10 protein-coding genes, 1 tRNA gene and 1 other RNA gene are annotated in these 12,942 nt (G+C 46.6%); 7 read left to right on the top strand and 5 right to left on the bottom strand.

Annotated features, from left to right (window positions below; all coding sequences use genetic code 11):
• Positions 1-129 precede the first annotated feature (129 nt).
• The 3 genes from G3570_RS01580 (at position 130) to G3570_RS01570 (ending at position 3,910) form a co-directional block, all read left to right on the top strand.
• Complete coding sequence (locus tag G3570_RS01580) at positions 130-591, top strand: hypothetical protein (RefSeq protein ID WP_165138496.1); 462 nt, start codon at positions 130-132, stop codon at positions 589-591.
• Positions 592-843: 252 nt separating this feature from the next.
• Entirely contained in the window at positions 844-2,565 is a 1,722-nt protein-coding gene (gene ggt, locus G3570_RS01575) for a gamma-glutamyltransferase (RefSeq protein ID WP_165138494.1), read from the top strand.
• A 175-nt stretch (positions 2,566-2,740) separates the two neighbouring features.
• Positions 2,741-3,910, top strand: a complete 1,170-nt coding sequence (locus tag G3570_RS01570; RefSeq protein ID WP_165138492.1) for a PQQ-dependent sugar dehydrogenase — start codon at positions 2,741-2,743, stop codon at positions 3,908-3,910.
• A gap of 104 nt (positions 3,911-4,014) precedes the next feature.
• On the opposite strand, the gene G3570_RS01565 is transcribed toward G3570_RS01570, so the two are convergent.
• From G3570_RS01565 to G3570_RS01555, 3 genes are all read right to left on the bottom strand, one after another.
• Positions 4,015-4,680, bottom strand: a complete 666-nt coding sequence (locus tag G3570_RS01565) for a hypothetical protein (protein WP_165138490.1) — start codon at positions 4,678-4,680, stop codon at positions 4,015-4,017.
• A gap of 105 nt (positions 4,681-4,785) precedes the next feature.
• Positions 4,786-6,411, bottom strand: a complete 1,626-nt coding sequence (locus tag G3570_RS01560; protein ID WP_165138488.1) for a Ppx/GppA phosphatase family protein — start codon at positions 6,409-6,411, stop codon at positions 4,786-4,788.
• Between the two features lie 58 nt (positions 6,412-6,469).
• Positions 6,470-7,012: an acyl-CoA thioesterase gene (locus tag G3570_RS01555; RefSeq protein ID WP_165138486.1), complete on the bottom strand. Its 543-nt coding sequence runs from the start codon at positions 7,010-7,012 to the stop codon at positions 6,470-6,472.
• A gap of 181 nt (positions 7,013-7,193) precedes the next feature.
• On the opposite strand from G3570_RS01555, the gene G3570_RS01550 reads away from it, so the two are divergent.
• The 3 genes from G3570_RS01550 (at position 7,194) to G3570_RS01540 (ending at position 11,202) form a co-directional block, all read left to right on the top strand.
• The gene (locus tag G3570_RS01550; protein WP_165138484.1) at positions 7,194-8,150 is read left to right on the top strand and encodes a YheT family hydrolase; all 957 of its coding nucleotides are present in this window, start codon (positions 7,194-7,196) and stop codon (positions 8,148-8,150) included.
• A gap of 88 nt (positions 8,151-8,238) precedes the next feature.
• Positions 8,239-10,104, top strand: a complete 1,866-nt coding sequence (locus G3570_RS01545) for a GWxTD domain-containing protein (RefSeq protein ID WP_165138482.1) — start codon at positions 8,239-8,241, stop codon at positions 10,102-10,104.
• A gap of 147 nt (positions 10,105-10,251) precedes the next feature.
• Positions 10,252-11,202: a YpdA family putative bacillithiol disulfide reductase gene (locus G3570_RS01540; protein WP_165138480.1), complete on the top strand. Its 951-nt coding sequence runs from the start codon at positions 10,252-10,254 to the stop codon at positions 11,200-11,202.
• Between the two features lie 190 nt (positions 11,203-11,392).
• On the opposite strand, the gene ffs is transcribed toward G3570_RS01540, so the two are convergent.
• Positions 11,393-11,492, bottom strand: an RNA gene (gene ffs, locus G3570_RS01535) — signal recognition particle sRNA small type.
• A gap of 219 nt (positions 11,493-11,711) precedes the next feature.
• Positions 11,712-11,785 (bottom strand) — tRNA-Ala (locus G3570_RS01530).
• A 179-nt stretch (positions 11,786-11,964) separates the two neighbouring features.
• Between G3570_RS01530 and G3570_RS01525 the strand changes: the two genes are divergently transcribed.
• Positions 11,965-12,846 (top strand): OmpA family protein, encoded by an 882-nt coding sequence (locus G3570_RS01525; RefSeq protein WP_165138478.1) that lies wholly within the window; start codon positions 11,965-11,967, stop codon positions 12,844-12,846.
• Positions 12,847-12,942: the final 96 nt, after the last annotated feature.

The raw sequence follows: 12,942 nt of genomic DNA, 5'->3' as shown, positions 1-12,942 counted from the left end.
TTTATTGTTTCCCTTCTCCCTTTTCACTTTTGCCTTCTGCCTTTCACCTTCCAACATCAAACTTCCAGTTTCCCTTCATAGTTGGTATTTTCACAGGGAACAAACAAAAGTACAAAGTCTCTACTCAATATGGATCACTGGCAGCGCGTGTTTGCCTATACTACCGGAGCCCTGGTCATCGGACTACTGATAATTATTTTTACCAACAGCTTCCTGGTTTACGTTAGTGAACCCGGCTCAACAGGGTACCTTGTTCTATTGGCCTACGGTTTCGTATTTCTGAACCTGGGATTCGGGGTCAATCGCCGCTTTGCCCTGAAATCGGAACGCGTACCCGCTCTTCACTACACCCTTGCCGTTCTGATGGTAGCACCCACCCTGGCTTGGATCTACACCAAAGATACCGGACTGGGTAGCCAGCAGTTTGTATTCACCGCTACGATTGTTTTTGCTGCATTCCTTGGCACTTATTACGGTATTAAGAAAGGAACCGCCCGTCGTAATAGCTACCTGCGTCAGATCTATAAAGACCAGGAGCGTGAAATGCCCGATGAGCTAAAGCGCCCGCACGATGATTTGAATAAGAATTAAGGTAGTCTTTGGTCTTGATTTATCAGTCTTGAGGTAAGTGACTCTGGGTAACTCCGAGGGACTTTGTGAAACTCAGTGGTACAGCTAGCTATGGCTAAAATTATGCTAAACTCAGGTGTAGGACACTCTGGAAGTGTACTACACCAAATCTCAAGACTCACAACTCAAGACTCAAGACTAAATATTTTTACATCATTCCTGCCTCATATTTAGTATTGTTTAGATCTTAGTCTCTAATAAAAACAGCTCTTTATGAAGTCCACGTATCTTACTTCTCTTTTCATCTTTCTTTTACTTTCCACGCTTAGTGTTCAGGCTCAGCCGGATCGCCTGACGGGCGAGACCTTTGCCACCCGTTCCGAGGTAATCGGTCAAAATGGAATGGTCGCTACCAGCCAGCCCCTGGCCACACAGATTGGGATTCAGGTATTGAAAAATGGGGGTAATGCCATCGATGCTGCCATCGCGGCCAACGCCGCACTTGGACTCATGGAACCTACCGGTTCGGGAATAGGCGGAGACCTGTTTGCCATCGTATGGTCTGAGGAAGATCAGAAGCTCTACGGGTTAAATGCCAGCGGACGTTCCCCCCTTGGCATGAGCTACGATGATCTGAAAAGCGAACTGGAAAAGAGAGATCGGGAAAGCATCCCTGCTTATGGTGTACTACCCATCTCAGTACCGGGGGCTGTTGACGGCTGGTTCGAACTTCATGACCGTCTTGGAAGCATGCCCATGCAGGACATACTCGAACCATCAATTAATTATGCCAGGGAAGGATTTCCTGTCAGTGAATTGATAGCCTATTATTGGCAGATCGGCGCCCGAATTCACGGCGACCGACCGGGTGCTTTTAGAGAGGAGATGACCATCGACGGAAGAGGTCCGGAGAAAGGAGAGATGATGAGACGTCCGAAGCTGGCCGACACCTATCAAATGCTTGCTGACCAGGGCCGGGATGCTTTTTATGAGGGCGAGATAGCCGATAAAATTGACGCTTTTATGCGTGAAAACGGGGGCTACCTGCGCAAAGAAGACTTTGAGCAACACACCTCTACGTGGGTGGATCCCGTGTCGGTAAACTATAGGGGCTACGATGTTTATGAGCTGCCTCCGAACGGACAGGGAATTGCGGCTCTGCAGATGCTGCAGCTTCTGGAAGCCTATGATCTCTCATCCATGGGCTATGGAAGCGTGGAAGCCTTGCACTACATGACCGAGGCCAAGAAACTGGTCTTTGAAGATCGCGCTAAGCTCTATGCTGATATGGAATTTGCAAATGTCCCTCTTGAGAAGTTGTTGTCAGAAGAGTATGCCGACGAACGCAGAGAAGAGATCGGTGAATATGCCGGAAGCAATATTAGGGCCGGGACATCCATACTTGAAAACGGTGACACCATTTACCTGACGACAGCTGACAAGGATGGTAACATGGTTTCGCTCATCCAGAGTAATTACAGAGGTATGGGATCCGGGATTGTGGTACCGAGCCTGGGATTTGTGTTCCAGGATCGCGGTGAACTCTTCTCTATGGATCCGGACCATGCCAATGTCTACGAACCGGGCAAGCGGCCCTTCCATACCATCATACCTGCCTTTATCATGAAAGACGGAGAACCCTTTATGAGCTTCGGAGTGATGGGCGGAGGTATGCAGCCGCAGGGACACGTGCAGATCGTAACCAATATGATTGACTTTGGAATGAACGTGCAGGAGGCCGGTGATGCGGCCCGATGGAGACATACCGGATCTACACAGCCTACTGACGATGCCGATGACTACCTTGAAGGCGACGGTACACTAAGCCTGGAGTCAGGCTATCCGTGGTCGGTAGTTCGAGGATTGATGATGAAAGGACATGACGTGGCCTATGATGCCGGCGGATACGGTGGTTACCAGGGTATCATGCTGAAGGATGGCGTGTATTATGGAGGCTCGGAATCGCGGAAGGACGGGCAGGCTCAGGGATATTAACCTTGATTGCCAATAAAAGGTTATTACACAGAGGCTCACAGAGTAGCACAGAGGTACACTGAGTATCCTCTGTGTACCTCTGTGAAATAGCATCAGGAACTAAATTACCCGGAAAAAGTTATAAACAGTTAGAGAGAAGCATACACTATACCTGTTAATTGACCACCCTTGTCCTATGCGCCTGCTAATTATTACTATAGCACTGTCATTACTTATCGGCTGCTCAGGCTCCGATCAACCCACCGATCCGAATGGGAATAATCCCCCACCCGGTTCCGTAACCTATCAGACCGAAGATGCTTTCCCGAATCTCTCCTTTTCTCAACCGTTATATATAACAGATGCCGGGGATGGATCCGCCCGGCTGTTTGTAGTGGAACAAAGCGGAACGATCCGTGTCTTCGATAATGATGCTTCAACAACAAGCACGAGTATTTTTCTTGATATAAGCGGAAGAATTTCTTCGGGCGGCGAACGCGGACTGTTGGGTCTCGCCTTTCACCCAAATTATGAAAACAACGGTTTATTCTATGTAAACTATACCGATGGCAATGGGGATACCATAATCAGCAGATTTGAGGTCAGTAGTAATCCCGACCAGGCCGATCCAAATAGCGAGACTCTCATTTTGCAGTACGATCAGCCGTATAGCAATCACAATGGCGGACATTTAGCTTTCGGTCCTGACGGTTACCTGTACATTGCTTCCGGTGACGGAGGATCGGGTGGCGACCCTGATAATAATGGGCAAGATCCTTCTACACTGCTTGGTAATATTTTAAGAATTGATGTTGACGGTTCCCAAAACGGAAACAACTACGCCATTCCCGGAAACAATCCTTTTGTAGGAAACAACCAGGGCTACCGGGAAGAAGTCTTTGCCTACGGTCTGCGCAATCCATGGCGCTTTAGCTTTGACAGTGACAACGGCCGTCTCTTTGCGGCTGATGTGGGACAAAACCAGTATGAAGAGATTGACCTCATTGAAAGCGGGAACAACTATGGGTGGAATATCATGGAGGGCGCCCATTGCTATAATTCCAGTAGTTGTGACCAGTCAGGACTGACGCTCCCTATATGGGAATATGACCATAGTGAAGGCCAATCAATAACCGGCGGCTATGTCTACCGGGGTTCATCACTTAGTGGACTCACAGGGCTTTATATTTACGGCGATTTCAGTTCCGGCAGGATCTGGGCGCTGGATATTTCGGATATTGATAATCCTTCAAACAGTGAGTTGTTGGATACCGATCTGAATATCTCTTCTTTTGGAACGGATGCCGATAATGAGCTTTATATCTGCAGCTTTGATGGGAATGTTTATAAGCTTGTTGAAGAATAGAGTAAATTATAACACAGAGCTGCACTGAGGAGCGCGGAGGTTCACAGAGGTCTCCTTTCTTAGGTTTAGTACACTTTGGAAGTGTACTAAACCTCTGACAAGGCTCAATTAAACCGATACAGATCTATCCCAAAGTTTATTTGCCAGGCACGGGCGTCGGCTTTGAAAAAACGACTGCTTTCCCAGTCGGGGCCGCCCTCTACGAAAATTCCAAACTCGTTGGTAAACCGGTAAGCAATTCCACCGCGAAGTCCCAGTCTGACTCTGAATCCGTCACCGCCGTTGCGGGTGTCTGACAATTCTCCAAGGGCCATATTGTTTCCAAATAGAGCGTCAGTTTGAAAGTAAGGCTGCCATTGATCCAGCTTATAAGCCAATGGATAGGCACGAAATACAGGCCCAAGTCCCCAGCTGCCTACACCCAAATCGGATCCTCCCGCATAAAAACTGGTCAGCACCTGGAAGCCGATAGCGGCACGCGGTGACATGGTTCGAACGTCCCGGAATTCGATTTCCAGCTCCGTGTTATTGTCATCGGATTCCAGCACTTTGTTGCCCATGTAGGTGAAATCATTCAACCACTTAAAGTTTGCGGTCAGTCCAAGGATACCCACATCTGTGCGCAGCGGTTTGATTCGCTCTGATTGTTTCATCGATTCGCTGCCTTGAGCAAAGACTGCCGATGAAAGAAAGATGCTTACCAAAATTGTTAGAAATAAGCCCAAAAGATGCTTTCTGGGAGAACTGATAGCTTTCAAAAAGATACTCATGAAAAAACGGATTTAACTTTTCTATAGTGGCTGTCTTACAAATAACAAGCTATAAAGAACTTCAACTAAACGTTCTCAATCAAATGAAAATTTCCGGTTTGTTTATCAGGATTTCCGCTCCGGAAATGGATCCGGCTGTGTCATCTCAATAACTTCTCCCATCTCTTTGCGATGTATTTGCAGGCTCTTGCCGGTCACCTCTTCAAATAGATAGCTTTTCCGCATGGCACCCCAGATTTCCAGTTCCGGATCACTCTGCGTGGTGATGAGCAGCGTGATATCATCCTCATTATTCACTATTTCCATCTTCTGCACATTCTGATAGTGGCTGCGGTCGAGTCCGTCGGCAACACGCAGGATGCCGGAAAGTTTCTTCACCCTGTCCTTCAGTTCCTTATCCAATTTGCGGTAGCGCTTGTGTCTCTTTTTGGGTGTAGAACGTCTATGATATCGTGCCACATTGGCCATGATGTCAATTTCATCCTCCTTAAAACCTTTCAGGTCGGCATTACGAATGATGTACAGGGCATGCTTGTGATGCTTTCTATGAGATATGTAATAGCCGATATCATGCATATAGGTGGCATACTCCAGCAACTCGCGATCCGTTTCCGGGAGTTCCAACTCTTCTCTGAGTTCATCAAATAGTTTGAGGGCCATTTTCGAAACATGGACGGAATGTTCTTCATGCCAGTCGCACTTTCTCAGCAGCTCATAGACACTTCGACGACGCGGATCGGAAAAACTGGCATGTAACTCCAGGTCCAGATTATTCTTTTCATTCTTAATGTAGTGAAGCACCATACCTTCTCTCAGGGCTGACTCCGAAATCTTGACCTGTTCAATATTGAATGTGCGAATCAGGTAATCGAGCAGTACCATGCCGGGCGCAATAATATCCACACGCTTTTCTTCCAGCTCGTCTTCTTTCAATCTCTGGGTCCGGTCGAGCTTCAGAAAGGATTTATTAAATTTCTTGAACTCCTTAGCGGAAAACTGCAGCTCATTTAGAGTCATCGAGGCAGTAAGCGAATTTCGATCGGCTATCATCGCGGCAATATTTTCCATGGTACCCGACGAGCCGATGATGGTGTCGACATTAAACTCTTTCAGCACTGCCGCCACATCCATCAGTTCCTGTTTAAAGTGCTGTTTTAATTTGTTGATCTCTTCCTTGCTGATGGGATCATGATCTACGAAACGTGCGGCCATCCGTGCTACTCCCAGCTTTTTACTGACTGAGTAGAAAAACTCAACATTATTGGCCACAATAAATTCAACGCTCCCTCCACCAATATCTACCATTAGTACCGGTTTATTCCCTATAGAGACCGAGTGGCGAACCGCATGTCCGATGAGTTTGGCCTCCATCTGCCCGGAAATGGCTAATGGTTTGATGCCTACTTCGTCGATCACACGCTGAATGAACTCCCCGCCGTTTTCCGCCTCCCGGATGGCGCTGGTAGCATAGGCCAGGATCCGCTCCACACCCTGGCTGTCACAAAGGATTTTGATTTTCTTTAAAGCAGCCAGCCCTCTATCCATGGCGTCCTCGCTCAACCGGTTATCCATTCCTTTCTCGGCAAGAATGACCATCTCTTTGAGCTTATCGACCGTTCGGAAACTGCCGTCGGGGTAGATGTCAACCAGCACCACGTGGAAGGAGTTGGTGCCTAGGTCCAGGGCTGCGATGCGCTTGGCGGGCTTACCGTTAACTGATTGTTCAGTCATAGATGCAATAAGTTAAGTAATCAATAGACCAAATATACCAATTTTTAAACCCTTCTATTTAATTCGACTTGCTCTTCTTCTGGGCCTCTTTATTCTGCTCGGAGATCTTCAGTCGCATGCTGCGCCGGTCTTCTGCCTGTTCGTATCGCTCCTTTTCAAAATCGCTTTCCGGGATAATCTTGGGTACCGGTACCGGACGTCCGTCAGCATCCACCGACACAAAGGTGTAAAAAGAGGTTGTGCAGAGTCGCCGTTCTCCTGTACGCATGTTCTCTGCCCAAACCTGCATGGCCACCTCCATGGAGGAGTTGAAAGCCCGGGTCACTTCTGCTTCAATCACTACCACCTCACCGAGTTTGATAGCACTTTTAAACTCTACGTTATCTACGGATACCGTCACCACATTCCGATTGCAGTGGCGCTGGGAAGAGATGGCAGAGCAGACGTCCATCCACTGCAGCAAGCGGCCACCCATCAGGTTGCCAAGCGGATTGGTATCATTGGGCATCACAAGCTCATTCATACGTACACGGGAAGCTGCTACGGTTTTCTTGCTCGAATCGGTCGATACGGTCGGTGTTTCGTCAAATCTATTGGTCATCTGTAGCTTAAATTGATAATCTTGAAAATATTTTGGACCAAAGATACGAAATGATCCCTAATGAATAGAACACAGATGACACTGATGCAACCAATTTTCACAGATTGTAGAATTAATCCGAAACAATCTGTGGTTTCCGTGTTCTATTTTACCTTTCATAGTAAGCTATTATTTTAGTTCCATGATTTTAACCAGTAGCTTGCACGATATTCCTGCGTTTCGTTCGCCTTCGTGGTGTATGAATGGACATGTGCATACCATTGCCTGCTCCTTTCTGGACGGCGTGCATCCTCCCTATCAAAAACGGGTGGAAATAACTACTCCTGATGACGACTTCCTGGAAATTGATGTCATTGACCAGGAGAATGACAACCCGGTTATTGCCCTCTTTCACGGACTGGAAGGATCCACGGAACGCTACTACATGACCGAGCTGGCTGCAGACCTGAAGGAAGTGGGGTTCTCGGTAGCAGCCCTGAACTTCCGAAGCTGCGGTTCCAGGCTGAACCGACAACCTCGCTTTTACCACTCCGGGGAAACCAAAGACTATGCTACCTTCTTTAAGTGGATTCAGAAAACTTTTCCGGGAAAGAAGATCGGTGCAGCCGGTTTCTCTCTGGGGGCGAATGCCCTGCTCAAATCGCTGGGTGAAGAGATGGACCGTCATCCTGCCGATGCTGCCGTTGCGGTTTCTGTACCTTATGATCTGCGTCTGGGCTCAATCAATCTATCACAGGGCTTTAACCGTGTCTATGATTACCGGTTTTTGAGAACCTTGCGAAGGAAGCTGGATGAAAAGCGCCGGCAATACCCGGATCTTCCGCGGTTTACGGGATCAACACTCTACGATTTTGACGACCAGGTCACCTCCAAAGTTCATGGATTTGCGGATGCAGAGGACTACTATGCCCGCTGCTCCGCCCGAAAATTCGTCTCAGACATCCGCAAGCCGGCCCTGCTGATACACAGTGATCAGGATCCACTTTGTCCTATTTCCGGTATGCCCGTGGATAAAATCAGGGAGAACCCGGTACTGGATTATGTGATAACAGACGAAGGCGGGCATGTCGGCTTCCGCAGCGAACCGCGAGGCTGGCTAAACTATGTGATTATTGAATATTTGCATAAAGTGCTGTAAACGACTAATCTTCACATGAATATGCTATTTCGTTCATCAAAGAGCATGGTACTTTAAGTGCTAGGGTATAATCTAAAGTTTTCCAATCATGTTACAAGAGCGACGCTCAGTCAAGCTAAGGTTTTCGCTGGTATTACTAATACCTGTTTTACTCACAGTTATTCCTAACACTGAAGTAGCCAATGCCCAGACAAGTTCTGTAGATTCGCTGGGTATTTACATAAACCAAGCCAACATCTGTTGGTCAGCCGGGGAAAGCGACCTGCAGCTTTCTGTAGATCTCTTATCAGAAGTCAGCAAACGTGATGCCCAGCGATTTTACCAGCTGGCTACCGATTTTTATTATTGGAGCTTGAGAAACGCGGATTTTAGCAGTGAGAAAGAAACAATACTCTCTGAGTTCGAAAGGATAAAACCGTTGCTACCGGATTCCTTACAGAAGAGATGGAAGGAACTCATTGAGAATGAGGACCGACAAGCTTTACAAAATATTGTCGGATTTTGGGAGATAAATGACCCCTATGTATCAACAAAGGAAAACGAACGCCTCATAGAACATTGGCAGCGCATACATTATGCACGGAACAACTTTACCATAACTAAAGAGCCTCCCTATGGAACTGATGAACGTGGAGTATACTATGTCCGCCTGGGAATGCCTGATAGTAGAACATTAAAAACCCTGCGATTGAATTTGGTTATAGGTCCTGAGGGCGAAACATTTGATTTTGAGCTGGGAAATGTGATCCAGTCAGATATTGAAATTTGGGAGTACTCCGAGCTGGGAGATGATTTTTTCCTGCTTTTCGGTGAAAGAGATGGATGGGGAGAATATGGATTGCGCAAAAGTCCTATGGAACTGATACCGGAGAATATTAGGGTTCAGCTGGGTGCATCAGGATTTCGAAATCAAAGCACAATGCGTAAACTTTCAAAAAACGTCGCTCAATATGGCGTTTACCAGCAATTGGCCCCTCTTCATACTCATTTTAGCAATATGTATTCAAGTATGCAGACCAGTCTGAGTGCCTACAGTATCGGTTACTCAGGAACCAACAAATTTATACAGGCTCCCTTCATCGCCGATCCGCTTTCTAGGGTACAGATCAATAACAATCTGATGGCTGCACCGGGCAGCAAAACAACAGCAGTAACCGAAAATGGAATCCTGTCCACACAACAAGAGATCTATCGTTTCCTTGCCCAGGACGGGAAGCAACAGATTGTACTGGCCTTACAGCCTAACCCCACTAACGAACATATGAAGAATAAGGAATCGCTCTTTTTAAGCAACAGAATTTCGGTTTATGATAAAAATTGGAATCTCGCGGCAAATATTGAGGATCCCAAAAAAGTAACTGATTCCCTGCTTTCTGTGCCTTCACTCTATTTATTGGAAGAACCACTCAACGAGTTTAACGCTTTTTATTCTTCGGAGCTCATAGACACTACATACTACGGGGTTACCATCCCGGGAAAAGTTACCCAAAAAGCTTCGGCTATAGTATCAACCACCGGAAGAAAAAAGCTGACCTGGCCTGAATCTTTTAACAAAGAGGATACCTTGTTGATCAGTGATATTATTTTGGGACTGGAGCAGGAATTCGATGATGCCCGTGTTCCCATCACGCCCACACTTGATCGCACCTTTGAACCGAATACCGATCTGATGGTCTATTTCGAAGCTTATAATATACCTGAAGAGGGTTACTCCTTTACCTACTATTTTGAGAAACATCGCTGGTTGTTGGGTAATAAACGTCCAAGCGACAAACCCAGCGTAACAATCGTCAATGATAAGTTGAATAGCGATCGCAACACTCAACTATTTGCTTTATCCTTGTCAGAACTGGGCAGCGGTACTTACGATCTCTTTTTTGAATTCCGACCCGTCGGTGAAACAGGAGAAGACCGGCTTGTCAGAACCCGCAAAATTGAGTTGGTTGTCGATTAACCGATCAAAAATGCAACCCGAATTTCCCAACTCACCAATTCAACCACTCACCAACTCAACAACTAATCATTGAAACTGTTCGGGACTTTGCCTTGTTTTGGTAATTTGTCTAAACAAGTTTAAAACCGCCAAATTAAGCACAGCTACATGGTCATCATCATAGGTGCCGGTCCAATCGGGCTCGCCACTGCAATTGCTCTCAAACAGAAAGGAATAAAATCCAAAATCATTGAACGGGGATGTGTGGTCAACAGCATCTTCCATTACCCGAAAGACATGACCTTTTTCTCTACCTCCGAACGATTGGAAATTGGAGGAGTGCCCTTTATATCGCATGGGCCTAAGCCAACACGCCGGGAAGCCCTGGAATATTATCGCAGGGCAGCTGAGAGTTACAATCTGGATATTCACGTCTATGAAGAGGTGCAGGATGTAAAAGGCAGCGACGGTAATTTTACCGTAGTGACTGACAAGGGTAGCTATGAAGCTGATAAAGTGGTGGTCTCCACCGGCTTTTATGACATCGCCAAGAAGATGAACATTCCCGGTGAGGACCTGGATAAGGTCACCCACTATTATGATGAAGCCCACCCCTATGCCTGGCAGAATGTGCTGGTGATTGGAGGCGGCAACTCTGCGGTGGATGCGGCCCTGGAAACTTACCGGACCAATGCCAACGTAACGCTTGCGGTACGCTACCCGCAAATTAAGGAGTCGGTTAAATACTGGGTGAAACCTGACATTGAAAACAGGATCAAGAAAAATGAGATTACCGCCTACTTCAACACGGAGGTGAAAGAGATTAAGCCCAAAGAGGTGGTTCTCGGCACTCCTGATGGCGAAGTAACTATAGCCAATGACTTTGTGCTAGCCATGACCGGCTACAAACCGAACTTCAGCCTTATGAAAAAGTTCGGTATTGAGCTGACTGACGATGAAAAGAAAATGCCGGTCTTCGATGAGCAAACCTTGGAAACCAATAGGAAAGGGGTTTATGTTGCCGGTGTGGTGTGCGGGGGCATGGATACCAGTTCACTCTTCATCGAAAACACTCGCGTGCACGCCGAGCATATTGCCAATGACATCATGGAACACTGATTAAACGGATATTTTCTAGCCGCAGATTTTCACAGAAGGAATACATTTAACGTGCTTTATTTCACGAACCGGTATAACATTAAGGGGGGACAATCATAAACCGTGCAGATCTGCGGCTAAAAATTTAGTGAGATCTTGAATAAGAAAGGATGAGAAACGAATCTGTGCGGATATGTGGTAACAAAAAAAGAGAGGGTAAGCAACCCACATCACGCCGCTACGACCTCCTACCGCTGCTACCTTCCGGTCCTGACGGAGTTCAGAGGGAGCTGGCTGCGTGGGGCCTACCCTCGAGTCTCAAATATAAGTGTCATTTCGTGTAGTTCGCAAACGTTCTTGACAATAAAAAAATCTATTCGGAAACCTGTTTGCGAGTAACCTTTAACGGGAAAAGATGTGCCTGCAATGGGTTCCTTAAAATCATTCGGAACTTTTGATCCTTAAAAAAGTTTCAATCAACAAACACGTTGTGTAACGTTTGAAATAAGTTTATTATTGACAATACGATGTGGAGCTACGGGGATTCGAACCCCGGACCTTCGCGCTGCCAGCGCGACGCTCTAGCCAGCTGAGCTATAGCCCCATTTGAGGCACCAAATATATAGGGATTTTGAAATTAATGCTAACGAAATACCAATTTTTGTTAGAATTAAAGACTATCGTTATTTTAACTATATCTTAGTACGTAACAATAGGGTATTTACGACTTTTACTATAAATCATTACATCAAATAAAAACAAACTCAGAGGAGTAATATTACAATGAAAAGAGCTCTTAATTTATTACTGGTAACCTTCTTGCTCGTTGGCGGTTCTGCCATTCAGTACGGATGCGGTTCTAGCGAACCGGTTCAGACTGAAGCGGTTGATACCGATGGCGACGGCCTGACTGATGCGCAGGAAGCCGATCTCGGAACAGATCCAAATAATGCAGACACCGATGGTGATGGCCTTACGGACGGTGCCGAAGTTAACAACTATGGAACCGATCCTCTTAAAGCCGACACCGACGGTGACGGACTTAATGACGGCGCAGAAGTTAACTCCCACAATACCGATCCATTGAATGCCGATACCGATGGTGACGGACTAACTGACGGCGAAGAGGTTAACCAATATCGTACCGATCCAAACAATGCCGATTCTGATGGAGACGGACTCAATGACTATGAAGAGATCAATGAGTACAACACCGATCCAAATAACTCTGATTCTGACGGAGACGGTATTTCCGACGGACAAGAGATTCAGGACGGAACCGATCCTAATGATCCAAACGATCCTCCACGACTGAAAGAAGGAGATCTCGGTACCATTACCTTCGCTTTTGATAAGTCAGATATCCGAGACGAAGCAGCTCGAATTCTTACAGAGAACGTACGCAAGCTGACCAACGCACCAAGCTTCAATGTTCGCATTGATGCTTACACTGACCACGTAGGTGGCGATCAGTACAACCTGCGACTCAGCCAGCGTCGTGCCGCTTCTGTTGTTGACTTCTATACCAACAATGGAGTATCCAGCGATCGCATTGAATCCAGAGGATTAGGTAAAGCTCCTGTTCCTTGCATGGATCAAACTCCAGAGAAAGGTTGCGAGAAAAACCGTAGAGCAGAATCACATCCTGTGAAAGGCGGAATGTAATTCTAATAAGTAGTATTCTCTTTGAGGCGAATCCTGATTCAATTCGGGATTCGCCTTTTTTATACCCTTTCTGTCTAGCTATGTTTTATGCGTTAA

The organism is Halalkalibaculum roseum (genome assembly GCF_011059145.1).
In the GTDB taxonomy this organism is placed as follows: domain Bacteria; phylum Bacteroidota; class Rhodothermia; order Balneolales; family Balneolaceae; genus Halalkalibaculum; species Halalkalibaculum roseum.
Note: the sequence above shows the minus strand (reverse complement) of the source record. Positions and strands in the feature narration are given on the sequence as shown.

What these genes read in the sequence shown, in the direction of transcription:
- G3570_RS01550 (WP_165138484.1), top strand. Translation starts at nt 7,194, where the DNA reads ATGATTTTAACCAGTAGCTTGCACGATATTCCTGCGTTTCGTTCGCCT.
- G3570_RS01555 (WP_165138486.1), bottom strand. Translation starts at nt 7,012, where the DNA reads ATGACCAATAGATTTGACGAAACACCGACCGTATCGACCGATTCGAGC.
- G3570_RS01580 (WP_165138496.1), top strand. Translation starts at nt 130, where the DNA reads ATGGATCACTGGCAGCGCGTGTTTGCCTATACTACCGGAGCCCTGGTC.
- G3570_RS01570 (WP_165138492.1), top strand. Translation starts at nt 2,741, where the DNA reads ATGCGCCTGCTAATTATTACTATAGCACTGTCATTACTTATCGGCTGC.
- G3570_RS01525 (WP_165138478.1), top strand. Translation starts at nt 11,965, where the DNA reads ATGAAAAGAGCTCTTAATTTATTACTGGTAACCTTCTTGCTCGTTGGC.
- G3570_RS01545 (WP_165138482.1), top strand. Translation starts at nt 8,239, where the DNA reads ATGTTACAAGAGCGACGCTCAGTCAAGCTAAGGTTTTCGCTGGTATTA.
- G3570_RS01560 (WP_165138488.1), bottom strand. Translation starts at nt 6,411, where the DNA reads ATGACTGAACAATCAGTTAACGGTAAGCCCGCCAAGCGCATCGCAGCC.
- G3570_RS01540 (WP_165138480.1), top strand. Translation starts at nt 10,252, where the DNA reads ATGGTCATCATCATAGGTGCCGGTCCAATCGGGCTCGCCACTGCAATT.
- ggt (WP_165138494.1), top strand. Translation starts at nt 844, where the DNA reads ATGAAGTCCACGTATCTTACTTCTCTTTTCATCTTTCTTTTACTTTCC.
- G3570_RS01565 (WP_165138490.1), bottom strand. Translation starts at nt 4,680, where the DNA reads ATGAGTATCTTTTTGAAAGCTATCAGTTCTCCCAGAAAGCATCTTTTG.